The 16,335-nt window shown below is 58.9% G+C and carries 17 protein-coding genes; 1 reads left to right on the top strand and 16 read right to left on the bottom strand.

What is annotated here, in order from left to right:
- Positions 1–8: 8 nt before the first annotated feature.
- The 10 genes from LAB08_RS04355 to LAB08_RS04310 all read right to left on the bottom strand — a co-directional run bounded on the left by LAB08_RS04355 (position 9) and on the right by LAB08_RS04310 (position 9,351).
- Positions 9–809, bottom strand: a complete 801-nt coding sequence (locus tag LAB08_RS04355; RefSeq protein WP_096513359.1) for an N-acyl homoserine lactonase family protein — start codon at positions 807–809, stop codon at positions 9–11.
- Between the two features lie 14 nt (positions 810–823).
- Positions 824–1,783, bottom strand: coding sequence for a diiron oxygenase (locus tag LAB08_RS04350; protein WP_096513360.1), 960 nt, complete (start codon positions 1,781–1,783; stop codon positions 824–826).
- A 56-nt stretch (positions 1,784–1,839) separates the two neighbouring features.
- Positions 1,840–2,598 (bottom strand): TauD/TfdA family dioxygenase, encoded by a 759-nt coding sequence (locus LAB08_RS04345; protein WP_096513361.1) that lies wholly within the window; start codon positions 2,596–2,598, stop codon positions 1,840–1,842.
- Positions 2,599–2,619: 21 nt separating this feature from the next.
- Entirely contained in the window at positions 2,620–3,492 is an 873-nt protein-coding gene (locus tag LAB08_RS04340) for a branched-chain amino acid aminotransferase (protein WP_096513362.1), read from the bottom strand.
- 44 nt (positions 3,493–3,536) lie between these two features.
- On the bottom strand, positions 3,537–4,889 hold the full coding sequence (locus tag LAB08_RS04335) for a KamA family radical SAM protein (protein WP_096513363.1): 1,353 nt from the start codon (positions 4,887–4,889) through the stop codon (positions 3,537–3,539).
- 30 nt (positions 4,890–4,919) lie between these two features.
- The gene (yfcF, locus tag LAB08_RS04330; protein ID WP_096513364.1) at positions 4,920–5,564 is read right to left on the bottom strand and encodes a glutathione transferase; all 645 of its coding nucleotides are present in this window, start codon (positions 5,562–5,564) and stop codon (positions 4,920–4,922) included.
- Between the two features lie 279 nt (positions 5,565–5,843).
- A complete protein-coding gene (locus tag LAB08_RS04325; protein ID WP_096513365.1) occupies positions 5,844–6,311 on the bottom strand; it encodes a cupin domain-containing protein in 468 nt (155 codons plus the stop codon).
- 71 nt (positions 6,312–6,382) lie between these two features.
- Positions 6,383–6,877: a RidA family protein gene (locus tag LAB08_RS04320; RefSeq protein WP_096513366.1), complete on the bottom strand. Its 495-nt coding sequence runs from the start codon at positions 6,875–6,877 to the stop codon at positions 6,383–6,385.
- A gap of 50 nt (positions 6,878–6,927) precedes the next feature.
- The gene (locus tag LAB08_RS04315; protein ID WP_096515563.1) at positions 6,928–8,208 is read right to left on the bottom strand and encodes an ATP-grasp domain-containing protein; all 1,281 of its coding nucleotides are present in this window, start codon (positions 8,206–8,208) and stop codon (positions 6,928–6,930) included.
- Positions 8,209–8,250: 42 nt separating this feature from the next.
- Positions 8,251–9,351: an MFS transporter gene (locus tag LAB08_RS04310; protein ID WP_096513367.1), complete on the bottom strand. Its 1,101-nt coding sequence runs from the start codon at positions 9,349–9,351 to the stop codon at positions 8,251–8,253.
- A gap of 148 nt (positions 9,352–9,499) precedes the next feature.
- Between LAB08_RS04310 and LAB08_RS04305 the strand changes: the two genes are divergently transcribed.
- Entirely contained in the window at positions 9,500–10,912 is a 1,413-nt protein-coding gene (locus LAB08_RS04305) for an aminotransferase-like domain-containing protein (RefSeq protein ID WP_096513368.1), read from the top strand.
- A gap of 235 nt (positions 10,913–11,147) precedes the next feature.
- Here LAB08_RS04305 and LAB08_RS04300 read toward each other — a convergent pair whose 3' ends face one another.
- From LAB08_RS04300 to cyoB, 6 genes are all read right to left on the bottom strand, one after another.
- A complete protein-coding gene (locus LAB08_RS04300) occupies positions 11,148–11,600 on the bottom strand; it encodes a hypothetical protein (protein WP_096513369.1) in 453 nt (150 codons plus the stop codon).
- Positions 11,584–12,222, bottom strand: coding sequence for a DUF6036 family nucleotidyltransferase (locus LAB08_RS04295; protein ID WP_172901631.1), 639 nt, complete (start codon positions 12,220–12,222; stop codon positions 11,584–11,586). The genes LAB08_RS04300 and LAB08_RS04295 overlap by 17 nt, the downstream gene beginning before the upstream one ends.
- A 214-nt stretch (positions 12,223–12,436) precedes the next feature.
- Complete coding sequence (gene cyoE, locus LAB08_RS04290; RefSeq protein WP_096513370.1) at positions 12,437–13,324, bottom strand: heme o synthase; 888 nt, start codon at positions 13,322–13,324, stop codon at positions 12,437–12,439.
- Between the two features lie 11 nt (positions 13,325–13,335).
- On the bottom strand, positions 13,336–13,674 hold the full coding sequence (gene cyoD / locus LAB08_RS04285) for a cytochrome o ubiquinol oxidase subunit IV (RefSeq protein ID WP_096513371.1): 339 nt from the start codon (positions 13,672–13,674) through the stop codon (positions 13,336–13,338).
- The gene (locus LAB08_RS04280) at positions 13,675–14,301 is read right to left on the bottom strand and encodes a cytochrome o ubiquinol oxidase subunit III (protein WP_096513372.1); all 627 of its coding nucleotides are present in this window, start codon (positions 14,299–14,301) and stop codon (positions 13,675–13,677) included.
- A gap of 3 nt (positions 14,302–14,304) precedes the next feature.
- Complete coding sequence (gene cyoB / locus LAB08_RS04275) at positions 14,305–16,335, bottom strand: cytochrome o ubiquinol oxidase subunit I (RefSeq protein WP_096513373.1); 2,031 nt, start codon at positions 16,333–16,335, stop codon at positions 14,305–14,307.

The raw sequence follows: 16,335 nt of genomic DNA, 5'->3' as shown, positions 1-16,335 counted from the left end.
GGAACTGGTCAACTTGGGTTCTGGTGCAGGCAGATGATATGCGGATCATCATTCCAGTGCGGGAAGCGCTCGGCGATCAATGGATCGTGGCCCGGGATGACGTGGTCTTCGCTATCGGCCAGACGGTCGATTTCGCTGAAGGCTTCAAGGGTTTGTGCCAGGTCATCGAGGATCGGAAACGGGCTGCGCTGACGGATGTTGACCCACAGGTGCGCGGCATCCGACGCCAACACGATCCAGCCACGCCCGGTGTTCACCCGCACCACCTGGCTGCCGGGCGTATGCCCCCCCACCGCATGCACAGTGACACCGGGCAGCACTTGGGCCGTGCCACTGTGCAAGCGCATGCGCCCTTCGAACAGAGGCGGCAGCGCCGACATCACGTCCTCGACCTCGTAGGTTTTGTTCACCGTGCGATGGGCCATTTTCGGCCCGGTGCAGAAGCGCAGCTCCGCTTCCTGCAAATGCACCGTGGCATTGGGAAACAGCCCCAGGTTGCCGGCATGGTCCCAGTGCAAATGAGTGAGAATCAGCTGCTCGACCTGTGCCGGATCGATGTCCAGTTGCCGCAGGGATTCTTCTGGCAGGCGATACATCTGACGATTGCGCCGGTCCGCCGTGGCCGGTTGAAAACAGGTATCGACCACGATCACTTGCTGCTCGTTACGGATCACCCAGAAGTAGTAATCCAGCGGCATCGGCGCATTCGGATCACCGCAGCAGGCGTCGTAGAGAAAATTCTCCCTGGCGGTGCGCTGGGCGTTGGCGCCCACACGGATGGCGAACACTTCGTACACAGGAACAGACATGCACACCTCCTGATTCAGGCCGCCGCAGTGGCTTTCAAGGTCGGACGAAAATCGAAATCGATCTGATCGCTGATGCCCAGGTCCTGCGCCAATTTATGCAGGCCACTGTAGTCGCGCATGATCGTCGCGTTCTTGTTGCTCTCACGGGTGTCGGCAATGATCGACTCGGCCTCATCAACCCCGAGCTGGGTCAGAATCGCCTCCCACATCGAGTAGTCCTGGGCGACAAACGCACTCAGCGCTACAGACAAGGTGCGTGCGAAAAATTCCCGCTGCACGGGCTGCATGTTGGCGTACATGACCTTGGCGACTTCGGCGAGCACCTTGCTGTGGGCATATTCGTCGCGGTTATGCATTTCAGCCACGCGGCGGTTTTGCGGCTGGATACTCTGGTCGTCCGCCAACAGATCCAGGTAAGCGTTGACGCTGATCTCGGCCACCACTGCAAAGGTGATTGCCGCCAGGTCTTTCTGCCATTGCTCGGCCAGCATTTCTCGCAAGGCCAACAGCCGCAGATAGGTGACTGACGGCGGCAAGTCCAGATCCTGATCGAGCGCGCGCTCCAGTTTGGTCCGCTCGATGGCCCGCAGGTGCATGAGCGTGTGGTAGTGCTCGTCGATCAAGGTCTGCTGCATGGCCTCGCGAAAATGCCAGTCATCCTTGCCCAGGTATTGATTGGCAATGACGCTCAGCGCCGGGTTCACCACGTGCTCCTCGGCGGTCACGGTGCGCAGGTTGTAGCCGATCCAGCCCCAGGTCACCACGCTGCTCTTGAGCGTCTCGCTCAAGGCCTGGAATTTCGGGTGGTGAAAAAACGGCACCATGCGCTCCGGGTAGTCCGGGCGCGACGGGTCGAACACTTCGTCGACCGACATCTTCTCCGGCGAGCACACCGTGGCACGCCGGGTCCAGGCCTGATTGAGCCGCACGATCAGTTGATGATCGACCTTGGCGATCTCGATTGCTGTTTGCATGACGCGATACCTGTAGGACGCGTACCCGCTCACGGGTACGCCGATGGAATGAGAGTTCAGGCCAGCCAGTAGCGGGTCAGGTGGCGCGCCGGGTCAGTGTATCGGCTGCGGGCGTGGATCATGCGCCAGTTGTCCCAAATCAGCAGGCAGCCGTCGGGAATCAGCACCGGAACATTGTGCTCGACGAAATACGCTTCGCCGAGCACGGCAAATCTGGCCAGCGGCGAGTCGTTGTTGGCGACCTGGGACTGCTGCAAGGCTTCCTTGGACGGGTTCACATCGCCGTAGTGAAACTGGTTGTAACTGAAGCGGAAAATGTCGCCGTCCTCTGTAGGCGTCAGGATGTATTCCTTGACCCGAGTCTGCGCAGGTTCGCCGGGTTTGGCGGTGGCGACGAACTCCACCGGGGTATCATCCAGCCATTCGCGCAACTCAGGCTCGGTGCGCTCCAGCGACTTCAGAAACTCATAGCCATCCACCAAGCCAGTGTGCCCGCCACCGCAGGTTGCCTGCCGATGGCAATGCAATGCCAGGTAACGTGGCGGCGGGCCATACACCGGCGCTTCGGTGTGCGGGCCGATGCCGTTCATGCTCTGGGAGTACGGCAGGTCTTCGTAGCCTGGTTTGCGGGTGATGGCGAAAGCCGTCTGCCCGTTGAACTGCGGAATGACCGGGCCGAACTCGTGCAGGGTGCCAACAACGTCGTGGGCAAACTCCCCCGACGTCAGCACCGTCCAGCCACGGCTCGACAATTCCTCATGGCGATGGCCCAGCGAAACATAAGGTTTGGACGCAACAATCCCTTGATCTGACATGGTGAGGTTCCTGGCTGTTTATCAGGCGTTGACGGTTGAGGTGTAAGCGGCAATCAATTCGCGGCAAGCGGTGCCCGGTCGGTAGTGCTGTTCATCGATGCTCTGCACGGGAGTGATTTCGGCGGCGGTGCCGGTCAGAAAACACTCGTCGAAGTCGCCCAGTTGCGTAGGCAAAATCGTCGTCTCGATCACCTGGTAATCCAGGGCCCTGGCCAGTTCGATGACGGTCTGACGGGTAATGCCGTCGAGGAAACAATCCGGCACCGGCGTGTACAAGGTCCGACCTTTGGCGAAGAACACGTTGGCGCTGGTGGCTTCGGCGACGTGGCCGCGCCAGTCGAGCATCAGTGCATCGTGATAGCCGTTGTTTTCCGCGTCGTGCTTGCTCAGCGTGGCGATCTGATAATGCCCCGACGCCTTGGCTTCGAAGGGGCTGCTGCTCGGTGGCGGACGGCGCCAGGTTGCCGTCTTCAGGCGAATGCCGGCCATGCGTGCCGCCGGGTCGAAATAGCTCGGCCATTGCCAACAGGCGATCGCCACATGCACGCGGTTGAAACGTGCCGAGGTGGAAATCATCTCGCTGCCACGCCAGGCCACCGGCCGCAGATAACCCTCGACCACCTGGTTGCGTTGCAGCAATTGGTGGCTGGCCGCTTCCAGTTCGGCGGGTTCGAACGGGATGGCAAAATCCATCAGCTGCGCCGAGCGATACAGTCGCTCGGTGTGCTCGCGCAGCTTGAAGACCTTGCCGTTGTACACGCGCTCCCCTTCATACACCGTGCTCGCGTAATGCAAGCCGTGGCTCAGCACATGCAGGCGCGCCTGGGACCATTCGACGAACTCGCCGTCGAACCAGATCCATCCTTCGCGTTGATCAAACGGGATACCGCTCATGTCCTTGTCTCCCCAGTATTCAAGCGCTTTATGCAAGAACGGTCCTACGCCGTTTGCAGCAGCACCGGTATCAATTCCGGCTTAGGTGCCAGCAACAACTCAGGCTCGTTCTGAAAGAAAAAGGCGCGCTCGCCAAACGCCGGGCGCAACTCGTCGAACCAGGTCGCCTGTGGATCGAAGCGCGCATAGAAGGTACGCAAGACCCACTGCGGGTCCCGGGCCTGGAGGAACTGCAGCACGAAGACTTTTTCCCCGGCGACGGTCTCGATGCCGTTGATCAACACCTTGCCGTAGAAGGTGCTCATGGAGGGCCCGCGTACCGTGCGCGCCAACCCGGACACCGTGCGATACGCCGCCTGAAAGATCTCGAACGCCCGCGCCAGCGGCATCGCGAAGTAATGGCTGGGGCCGGTATCGCGCTCGACGAACATGTAGTACGGCACGGCCCCAAGCCGCACGCCTTCGGTCCACAGCTCGGCCCAATCCGCGGGGTTTTCATTGATGTGGCGGATCACCGGCGCCTGCATGCGCAGGGTGGCGCCGGTGGAACGAATACGTTCGACGGCTTGCCGGGCGATGTCCTGGCGGATCTCCACCGGGTGGTTGTAGTGGCCCATGATCGACAGGTTTTTCCCGGCCGCGACGATCCGCCGGAACAGATCGAGCAACTCGGGTGCGTCCTTGTCGCTGACAAAGCGCTGCGGCCAATACGCCACGGACTTGGTGCCGATGCGGATGCTTTTCAGATGCGGCAGTTCCAGCAACGGCTCGATGTATCCGGCCAGCGAACGGGTGTTCATGATCAGCGGATCGCCCCCGGTGATCAGCACATCGGTCACTTGCGTGTGCACCCGCAGGTAACTCACTAGCGCCTGGGATTCCCGTGCGTTGAACTTGAGTTCTTCCTCACCGATGAACTGTGCCCAGCGGAAACAGAAGGTGCAGTACGCATGACAGGTCTGACCGGCACCGGGAAAAAACAGCACGGTCTCGCGGTATTTGTGCTGAATGCCCGGTAGGACTTTTCCGTCGAGGGTGGCGTTGTTGTGTGTCAGCTGCCCGGCCGGATGGGGGTTCATGCGCAGCCAGATCGCCTCGATCCGCCGCTTGATGGCAACGGCGTCATCCTGCTCGATCAATTGCATGAGCGACGCATATTCGTCCGGCAGCAACATGTCCTTGTGGGGAAAGGTCATGCGGAAAATCGGATCGTCCGGAATGTTGTTCCAGTCGATCAGCGTCCCCAGTACGTATTCGTTGGTGCGAAACGGCATGACACGCGCCACGACGGTCATGGCTTCCTGCAAGGCCGGCGTCAGCTTGTGCCAGTACGGCGTGTCGCGGATGGTGCGTGAGTTATAGGGTTTGTATCTTTCCTGCTCCGACATTCCCTGCATGGCAGCGCTCCTGGTGTTGGCTGGCAGTTGTCACTGGATGGCTGGCGCTACGCGCTCTATGTCCATCCATGCCCGAACGCTGTCGCGATCCCACTGGCGGTGCACATAGGCCACGAGTCGCGAAGGCACCGGATCACCATTGGCGACCAGTCGGTTGAGCATGATTGCCAGGTCGGTATCGGCGATGCTCCAGTCACCGAACAGATGCTCGGCACCCTCTTGCAGCAAGCGGTCCGCCACGAAGAACAAACGGTCGACCGCGGCACGGGCTTCGTCGGAGAGCGGGTTGTCTTTCTTGCCGAAGTACACCAGGTCAAACGGGCGCTCTTTGCGCACCACCAACAGATCGCTGCGCAACCAGGCCTGAAGCTGACGGGCACGGGCGCGCTGCCTGATGTCATGGGGGAGCAGCTTTTTGGACCCTGGTGATAGTTCATCCAGGTATTCGGCGATGGCGGAAGATTCCGACAGGGCAAAACCTTCATGAACTAACGTTGGAATTTTATTGGTCAGGGAAAGATCATGATAAGTCGCTTTATAATTCTCCCGTGTTTTCAAATCCACCGTGACCAACTCGAATGAAAGTTGCTTTTCTTTCAATGCCACAAATGCCGACATCGCAAAAGCACTGACAAAATCCGCGCCAACATACAATTGCAGTTTCGTACTTTCCATAGAACGCTCCCTTGCACTAACCACATGAATCCGTTGCATTGGAAGCGATCGTATTAAGTTGAATAAACGCTGAACAGATACAGAAATTATCTGTTTCTACGGATACAGAAAGTTGATGACGCAGGGAAATCTGCGCCCCTGTAGGAGCGAGCTCGGCTCCGGGCGGCGTTCCGACGATGGTCGCCAACGATAACGCGGGAAGCCTGACAGCCCGCGGCGTCTTCGATTTCATCGCGAGCAGAGCTCGCTCCTACAGGGGTGGGGGAAATTTGGGGAGGGTCAGCCCGTGGCGGTTGCCAGGTTGGAGAGCATCGCCATTTGCGGCATGTTGCTCATGTTCAGCATGGCCAGCGGCTCCGTGGCGCTGGTGTTGACGAAGCCATGCCGGGTCCAGGCCGGCACCAGCAACACGTCGCCTGGGCCAACATTCACGGCATCGGCATCGCCCAGGGTCAATGCGCCGATGCCGGACTGAATGATGAACAGGTGCCACCAGGAATGAGCATGGCCATTGAGCTCCGCGCCGGGTATCAACCATTGCATGGACACTGCCATTCCCGGCGTCAACCTGCACCCTTCGAGGCTGTTGTCGTGGGCCAGCGCGACAATATCGACCTCACTTTGCGCAAGGCTCTGGCGCATGTCGGCAAGTTCACCTTGTTTCCACACCCGCGCACTGACAGGCGGGGGCTGCAAACTCTCGCGAAAATCCTTATAAGAAAAAAACTCACCTTTAGTATTATTCATCCGCGAATCCTGACTTACCGGCGATTTAAGTAAGCAGACACTAGATAAACAATAACCCCCTGTAAAGCCACTTACAGAACCGAAGGCCGCAACGCCGCGATCATATCAACTTCCACGGCAGCATTTTTCGGTAACTGATAAACACCCACGGTGGTTCTTGTATGTTTCCCGGCATCGCCCAACACATGACTGAAGACATCCGAGGCACCGTTGGCCACCTCACTGAGATCGACAAAGTCTGCCGTGGATTTCACGTAGACAGTGACCCGGATCAGCGATTTGATTTTATCCAGTGAGCCAATGGCATCGACCATCAGTGCCAGGCCGCGCATCGCGCTGATGCTGGCCGCCGCTTGCGCATCCGCCAGGCTGAGGTCGAGCCCGACCCGACCGGGGTAGTGAATCTTGCCGTTCATGCGCGGCACCATGCCGCTGATATACAGTTCGTCGTGATGGCGAATCAGGGGGGCGTAATGACCGCCAGCGGTGTTCTCGCCGTAAATGTCATAACCGAATTCCCTGGCCAGGGCGATGAAGCGTTCATCACAGGTCATGTGTTCAATCATTTTCCAAATCCTCTTGATCAATACTGCAAAAAAACATCGATCCCCGGGGCTTAACCCACAGCCCTCACGGGCGGTGCCAGGCTGGTGATCCCGACCTTTGTTTCGATGGCATCGGCCAGGCGTAACAAGTCATTGCTGAGCTGCCCGTAGTGTTCGTTGAACAACACGATGTGGCCGATAAACGAGAAGTTGTCTTTCACCAGTGCACTGACCGAATCACCGACGCGCTTGGCGAACGTGGCTTCCACCACTTCGATGTCCAGCGCCCGGGCCAGGGCTTCGATATCGGGCGTGGAGCGCAGGATTCCACCCGCCGGCGCCCTCAGCAGACGAATGCCGCAATAGCCGCGCGGTACCGGCTCGTGGTGCTCGATCCGGCCTTCCACGGCCCAGCGCACCCAGCGCTCCCACGGGTTGAAATCGACGAAGGCGCGCTTGGCCAGGTCCCAGATGTGCATGCCACCGGGGCGCATGTTGGTTTCCACGGCCGAGGTCAACTGGTCGGCCCTGTGGAACACTTCGTTGTGCCACGCGCCGTTGTTCTGGGAGACCAGGCCGGCCATATGCCGACCGGCAGCCATCAATCGGGTCTGCACATCCGCCGGCAACGGCGCGGGCACCACTTGCTGGATCTCGGCGCGATAGGCGCCTTCGGTGGTGGTTTTTTCGGTGACCCAGGTGCTGCCGGCCACGCAGTCCCAACTGTATTCCCGGGCGTCCTGGATCAACTCTTCGAGGACAATGCCGCCCTCGCGGTAAGGCTTGAGCGCGTGCCAGGCCTCATCGCATTCAGACGGGTGATGGATCACGCGGCAGCCGCGGCTGGCACCTTCGCAGGCCGGTTTGATGAAGGCCTTGCCACCCAGTTCAACCACCCGCTGGCGCAGTTCCGGCAGGCTCTCGACCCGCCCGGAAAACACAGGGCGATAATCTTCCGGCGACGTTTCAGCCGTCGCTTCGAGATGGCGAAATACCTGCTTGTCCAACCCTGCCCGCGCCTCGGCGCGGGTGATGCCGGGCAAACCGAAGTGGCCGGCCAGGGCCGCACCGAGCAATACACCGCGATCGGAAAACGGCAGCACGCCGATCAGTTTCCAGCGGTCGCCGCTCAAGCAGCCGACCACCAGTTCAAGGGAGGCCGCCACGTCCTTTTCGGCCAGCGATGTGCTGCAGACGTGATCGGCCACCTGCTCGTCATGGGGCTGAATCTGCTCGACCAGCAAAATCAGCCGCGCGTTGTAGAGCGACTTGCACAGGTCGCGCAATTTCTGGATGTCGTGAACCCGATTGCCGTTGTACCCGACTACTACTACACATGAAGTCGTATTCATGATGCCCTCGACCTGCAAAGTGAAAACCCAAGCCGCGATGACTCAGTCGTGCAACGACGCACTGGATTTACGGTTGAACCAGTACCAGGCCAGGATCCCGCCGGCACCGATGACCGCCAGCACCAGGGCGTTGTAAGGCGCCGGCACGACCCGCATGACCAGCACCGTCAACCCGGCACCGACGCCCAGGGATACTTCCTTGACGAACATGTTGTTCTGCTTGACCGAGAAGTAATCGAGGTAGCTGAACGCGCATTCGGCGAGGGACAGCAGCGCCACCCAGATCAGCGCGCCGACCAGGGTTTCGACATGGAACGCGGCCGGTGACGACAACACTGCAAAACCACCGACGATAATCCCGATCACCGCGACGACCTTGAAGCGCCCGGTGCGCTCGATCAGCTTCATCATCGGCACCTGGGCGAACACCACCACGGCGCTGTTGAGGATCAGCATCAGGCCGTACCAGGCCGGCAGCTCACCGGTCTTGAGCAGGATCGCTTGCGGCAGGATCGAGAACACCCCGAACAACTTGATGCCCATGATGATCCCGGCGATCACCCACGGCAGTTTGTTGCGCCAGCCGCTGCCGTCGTGGCGCACGGGACTGGCCGCCACCGGCTCCGAGGTGAAGGTCGCCCCCATGGCGATGGGCAGGCACAGCAATACGAAGCTCGCGGCGCCGAGGAAGAACATCGTCGGAGTCAGCAGCGGCGACAGCAGGATCAGACCGGCCAGCAGGCTGCCCATGTTCATGGCCACGCGGTTGTACGCCGCGCCTTCCTTGGTTTGCGCCGCTTCGCTCTTGATCAGGTAACCGGCAATCGCAATGCCGTAGGCAAACAACGCCGCCGCGAACATCACAACACCCTGGTTGCTGGTGACGGCCAGCAGCACCAGCCCGAGCGCGGCGCAGAGCAGCGTCACGCTCAGGGAACGGCGCCCCAGGACCAACAAGGTCAGCGGCAGCAACAGCAGCAAGGCCCGATAACCGAGGGCCAGGATGCTGTTGGTCGCGGTGTCGAGCCAGACGTTGGCCTTGCCCAACACCGCGAACAACGACACGGCGGTGATGATCCGGATCATGAACAGGCGGATATTGATCACCGGTTTGGCAACGGCAACCGTTGTTTGAACACTCATGCAGCACCTCTGGAACCAGCGATTGTTCAGGCGCCCGGCGCGAACAATCAGGAAAGTCTGTAAGGTGATGGTAGAGAGGGACGCTTGATTTCATCAGAGCAAGTTCGTATAGAATCAAACGAACTTTACTGCCGGAGAGACCAGTAAAATGCAGGTTCAGCGCGCAGTGATCGCCGCCATCGAGTTCCAGCCGGGAGTGCCGCTGGTCCAGCAGATCGTCGATCAGTTGTCGGTGGCGATCAGCCAGGGCGGCCTGCCCCACGGTTCGCGGCTGCCACCGATTCGCGAACTCTCCGAGCTGATGAACGTGGGCAAATCCACGGTGGTGGATGCACTGGACCGCTTGCGGGCCAAGGGCCTGGTGGTTTCACGACAGGGCTCGGGGCATTACGTGCACCGCTCCAGCACCACCCTCAAGACCGATGCGGTCCCTGACCTGCAACCTCAGGATACGCTGAGCGTGGTCCGCCGCGCCGTGCTGCAGGACATTGGCGCGCTACGCCCCGGCGCCGGTTTCCTGCCCTCCTCGTGGCTGCCGGCAGAAGAATTGCTCAAAGCCGTGCGCGGCACGCTTCGCGCCACCTCCCTGCGCATGGGCGAATACGGCGTCGCCGCCGGTTACCTGCCGCTGCGCGAGGCATTGCGGGTCAAGCTGGCAACCCTGGGCATCGAAGTGCCCGTGGAGCAGATCGTTACCACCGCCAACACCGTGCAGGCCATCGACATGCTGATGCGCCTGCTGGTCAAGCCAGGCGACACGGTACTGCTCGACGATCCGTGTTACTTCACCATGCACACCAACCTGGCCCTGCATGGCGCGAAGGTCATCACCATCCACCGGGGTTTTGACGGCATGGACCTGGAGGCCTTCGAGCAACGGGTGATCGCCCATCGTCCCGTGCTCTACATGACCAACAACACCCTGCACAACCCGACCGGGCACTCGTTTTCCCCGGCCCAGGTCTATCGCTTGCTGGAGTTGAGTCACCGTTATGGTTTTCACATCGTTGAAGACGATTTGTATTGCGACATGCAGCAACGAACGTCACCGCGCCTGGCAGCGGGCGGGCTGGACAATGTCAGCTACGTGTCCGGTTTCTCCAAGACCCTGACGGCGAACTGTCGAGTCAGCTATGCGGTGCTTTCGCCGCAACTGGCGGCGCGGATGGTCACCCTGAAAATGGCCTGCGGCGGCATGACCTCGGAGCTGGCGGAGCAGATTATCTGCACGATGCTCAGCGATGGCAGCTATGCCAAACATACCCGGCGCACGGTGGACAGGCTTTACGAGTCGAGCAGCCGGGTGGCGAACTGGCTGGTGGAGGCCGGTTGCTCGGTGTCGTCGCTGCCCCATGAAGGGTTGTACATCTGGACGCGATTACCCGAAGGGTTTCACGCCGAAACACTGGCGAGGAAAGGTCTGGAAATCGACCTGGTGCTGGCCCCCGGCACCCTGCTCAGCAAAGCGCCGGATGCCAGCCAGTACCTGCGCTTCAACGTCGCCCACAGCGACAACACCCAGGTGCGCGAGCGGTTTTTGCGATTGCTCAATACCCAGTAAATAACTGACCGCCACACAACATTGTGGGAGCGAGCCTGCTCGCGAAGGCGACGTGTCAGGCAACATTGATGTTGGCTGATACGGCCTCTTCGCGAGCAAGGAATGCTCCGATAGCTGGCTGCCTGCCGTGATCAATGATGTGGTGACGGTGCTCGAAGCACCGTGCAACAACCGCGCTTGAATAAAAAAGCCCCGCGATTCTTTTGAATGCGGGGCTTTTCAGATATCGATTAACTCAGGAAAACATTGAGCGCTGCTCTGCCTCATAGTGCCGTGTCTGATAAGGCATCAGGGTCTGAGCCTTCAGGCCAAGCCCCTCACTCAATCCCCAAGAAACGGCAAGTGCATCACGGCGCAGGCGAAGCGGTGCTGCCGCGGATGACGTCACTTCTTGTCTGGACGTTGAATGAGCAAACAGTTCGAGAGCATTGAGGGCTTCCGACACACGGGTATCAGACACGCATGCAAATCGAGTCAATCGCTCGAGCAGATAGCCTGCACGTCGCACCTCCAACTCGTCACTGTGACAGCGCAGAAATGCTGTCACCTCCCCCTCAAGATTGGAATTTGAATACCAAACGGCTTTAGCCGCGCTAAGGAGCGCGGCGTCATCTGCCTGATTTAGAGGACTTTTGACCAGTGTGTCCAAGGCCGATGAGAGGACGTGGCCTTCAAGGGGCTTCGTCAACTGTCTTCTCCAAATAGTCTTGCAAAATATTGGTAAGAACGGAGGTTGGGGGTTCCTTGTTGCCAACATATACATCAATCGCCTGCAATGCCAGCCGGCGTAGCTCGGCGCCAAGTATGAAGCCGCCCCTGAGAAGCGCCATGATATCGCTGATATCCTGATCGGTAGCTCTACCCAGTTTGGAGATTGCAAGATCGATAGGTGCTGCAATGTGGACGTGTAAAGGCGACTCCTGCGAAAACTCTGTCAGACGAAGGCTTCGCTCCCAGTATTCCTCATGAATGGGGCCAAAACTTGTGTTGTATTGCAGGTCGTAGTTCAGCTCCATCACTCGACCGGATCGCTCCTCTACAAATAGCTCCGGTACCTGCGCAAGCATGGTTTGAAGGTGAAGACCTTCTGGAACATTGACCTCGTAAATCTCGGCATCGACATCTGTGGAGACACGATGTTTTGTATATAGATGAACTGCACATCCACCAAACACAATAATTTTGACCGCCCCTGGTCTTGCACTCTCAAGCACCAGGTCTGCTTCAACCGACTTGAACATCGACACCAAAGCCTGCCCCAAAGCTGTACTTGTATTCACGCGGGGAGTGATTACGTCCGGCAATTCCATTTCGAACCTCTACCACTGAAGGAAGTGTGGTGATCGAAATGGACCGTACCCAGCAAACACGGATCTGGCGTTAGGACGTTTCCTAAATGCCTTGCACCGTTTTCCGAAATGAGAAACTCCTTCGCATGACCGAAAGGTTTGTTTGATTTGGGTCCAACAAAAAACCCCGCACCTTCTCTCAAAGGGCGGGGTTTTTCTTTATCGCGTCCGACGCTTAAGGCGCGTACGTCAGCAGCAGCTCGGTCGGCACTTTGAAGTCCAGGGACATCATCACGCTCAACGCGGTAATGGTGAAGATCGAGAACACGAACAGCTTGCGTGCCCAGACCGTGTCATCCACTGCCTTGTAGCCGGTCCAGGCCATGTACAGCCAGTACATGCCCATGGCCGCGGCGACGGCGAGGTAGCTCATGCCGGCGTAGCCGCTGAAGGTCAGCATCAAGGTCGCCACGAGGAAGGCCAGGATGTAGATCAGGATGTGCTTCTTGGCCACCTGGATTCCGCGCTTCACTGGCAGCACCGGAATCGATGCGGCCAGGTAATCGTTGAAGCGGAAGATCGCGATGGCGTAGGAATGCGGCATCTGCCACAGGCTGAACATCACCAGCAGGGTCAGCGCGGCCATGTCGAAGGTGTTGCTCACCGCGACGTAGCCGATCACCGGCGGCATGGCACCCGACAGGCTGCCCACCAGCGTGCCGTGAACCGACTTGCGCTTGAGGTACAGGCTGTAGAAGCCGACGTAGATAACGAAGCCGATGACCGCGAACAGCGCGGCCAACGGGTTGGCCACCTTGTACAACAGCGCAACGCCGGCGACACCCAGGACGGTCGCATAGGCCAGGGCCAGTTTCAGGGAGATGAGGCCCTGGACCAGCACCCGGTTCTTGGTGCGTTCCATCTTAATGTCGATGTCGCGGTCGATGCAGTTGTTGAACACGCAACCGGAGGCGACCACCAGGGACGTGCCGATCATCGCGGCCAGGAAGATGGCCAGATCGACATGCCCTTTGGAGGCCAGGAAAAATCCGCCTGCCACAGAAAGCACGTTACCGAAAATGATCCCCGGTTTGGTGATTTGGATAAAGTGCTTAAAGGACATCCGGACTTACCTCACTTCGCCATCATGAACGTGTGGATGCTGAACATGATCCAGATCGACAGACCAACCAGCAGGGCAATCACGATCGCGGCAAAGACAAACGCAATCACGTTGTTACGCTGCGCCTGCGAACGATCCAGGTGCAGGAAGTACACCAGGTGCACCAGCACCTGGATCACGGCGAAAGCCACGACGATCAACAAAGTGATCGACTTCGGCAACGTCGGGTACATCACCAGACCGAACGGAATCAGGGTCAGGATGACCGACAGGATGAAGCCAATGCCGTAGGACTTGACGCTGCCGTGGCTGCCGTCGTCGTGGCCATTGTGGGAATGAGCGTTAGCCATTTACATAGTCCCCATCAGATAAACAACGGTGAATACGCAGATCCACACGACGTCCAGGAAGTGCCAGAACAGGCTCAGGCAGCTCAGACGGGTCTTGTTGGTCGCCGTCAGGCCGTTTTTCTGCACCTGATACATCATGATCGCCATCCAGATCAGACCGCTGGTCACGTGCAGACCGTGGGTACCAACCAGGGTGAAGAACGCGGACAGGAAGCCCGAACGGTTAGGGCCGTAGCCCTCGGAGATCAACATGTGGAACTCGTTGATTTCCATGCCGATGAAGCCGGCACCGAACACGAAGGTCAGGGCCAGCCAGCCCAGGACCTGCTTCTTGTTGCCACGGAAGAACGCCAGCATGGCGAAGCCGTAGGTGATCGAACTGAACAGCAGCAGAGCGGTTTCGCCCAGTACGTATGGCAGTTCGAAGATATCGTGGCCCGACGGGCCACCCGCTACGTTGTTAACCAGTACCGCGTACGCTGCGAAGATCGACGCAAACAGAATGCAGTCGGTCATCAGGTAGAGCCAGAAACCGAATACGGTCATCTCGCCCGAGTCGTGGTGATGGTCATCATGCCCATGTCCATCGACATGGGTGTGTCCAGCATTGGTCACTAAGTTCGACATGGTTTAAGCCTGTTCCAACGAGGTTTCAACACGGGTGGCAGTGGCTGGGACTTTCCCGGCCTTGACCAGACGCTTGTGCTGCTCGGCTTCGATGCGCTCGATCACGTCGACCGGCACGTAGTAGCCTTGATCATCACGGGCCGCGTGGATCACGAAGTAGATCACGGTGCCGGCCAGACCAGCGATTGCCAGCCACCAGATGTGCCAGATCATCGCGAAACCGAACACGGTCAACAGAGCACCCATGACCACACCGGTCGCAGTGTTGTTTGGCATGTGGATCGGTTCGTACTTGGCCGGAGCCTTGTACGCAGTACCGTTTTCCTTGGCTTCGGTGAACGGATCGACCACGTCGGCTTTTGGCAGTACAGCGAAGTTGTAGAACGGAGGTGGCGACGAAGTCGACCATTCCAGGGTGTGTGCATTCCACGGGTCGCCGTGTTCGCACATGTTCTCTGGCTTGTTGCGGTCACGCACACTCACGTAGAGCTGGATCAGCTGGCAAGCGATACCGACAGCGATCATCACCGCACCGAACATGGCAACGTACAGGTACGGTACCCACTCAGGGTTGGTGGTGGCGTTCAGGCGACGGGTCATGCCCATGAAGCCCAGTACATAGAGCGGCATGAACGCGACGAAGAAGCCGGTGATCCAGAACCAGAATGCAGCCTTGCCCCAACCTTCGTGCAGCTTGAAGCCGAACGCTTTCGGGAAGTAGAAGCCGAAACCGGCGATGTAACCGAATACAGCACCACCGATGATCACGTTGTGGAAGTGCGCGATCACGAACAGGCTGTTGTGCAGAACGAAGTCAGCACCCGGGATGGCCAGCAGTACGCCGGTCATGCCGCCGATGGCGAAGGTCACCATGAAGCCCAGGGTCCACATCACCTGGCTGGTGAAGCGCAGACGGCCCTGGTAGATGGTGAACAGCCAGTTGAATAGCTTCACACCCGTCGGGATGGAAATCAGCATCGTCGCCAGACCGAAGAAGGCGTTGACGCTGGCACCCGAACCCATGGTGAAGAAGTGGTGCAGCCAAACCATGAAGCCCAGGATCGAGATCGCGCCCGATGCGTAGATCATCGAGTGGTGGCCGAACAGTTTCTTGCCCGAGAAGGTCGAGATGACTTCGGAGAAGATACCGAACGCCGGCAGAATCAGGATGTAAACCTCGGGGTGACCCCAAGCCCAGAACAGGTTGACGTACATCATTGGATTGCCACCAAGTTCATTGGTGAAAATGTGGAAATCCATGTAACGGTCAAGCGTCAGCAAAGCCAGGGTAGCGGTCAGGATCGGGAACGAAGCCACGATCAGGACGTTGGCCCAGGTGCAGGTCCAGGTGAAGATCGGCATGTCCATCAGTTTCATGCCTGGGGTACGCATTTTCAGCACGGTCGCCAGGAAGTTAACCCCGGTTAGCGTTGTACCCAGACCCGATAGCTGTAGCGCCCAGATGTAGTAATCCATCCCCACGCCAGGGCTGTATTGCAGACCCGACAACGGCGGATAGGCAACCCAACCGGTCTTGGCGAATTCGCCGACGCCCAGGGACAGGTTGATCAGCACCACGCCGGAAACCAGCAGCCAGAAGCTCAGGGAGTTCAGGAACGGGTAGGCAACGTCACGCGCGCCGATCTGCAGCGGCACTGCAAGGTTCATCAGGCCGGTGAAGAATGGCATCGCCATGAAGATGATCATGATCACACCGTGAGCGGTGAAGATCTGGTCATAGTGTTCAGGTGGCAGGTAGCCAGGCGAACCTTCGGTGGCCATGGCCAACTGGGTACGCATCATGATGGCGTCGGCAAAGCCACGCAGCAGCATGACCATGGCGACGACGATGTACATCACGCCGATTTTCTTGTGGTCGACCGACGTCAGCCACTCGGTCCACAGGTAGGTCCACTTCTTGAAGTAGGTGATTGCAGCGAACAACGCCAGACCACCAAGCGCGATCATCGAGATGGTGACCATCACGATCGGCTCGTGGAACGGGATCGCTTCCCAACTTAATTTACCAAACAT

The sequence above is a fragment of the Pseudomonas izuensis genome (assembly GCF_002356535.2).
Classification (GTDB): domain Bacteria; phylum Pseudomonadota; class Gammaproteobacteria; order Pseudomonadales; family Pseudomonadaceae; genus Aquipseudomonas; species Aquipseudomonas izuensis.
This window is presented reverse-complemented; position numbering and strand designations above follow the sequence as displayed.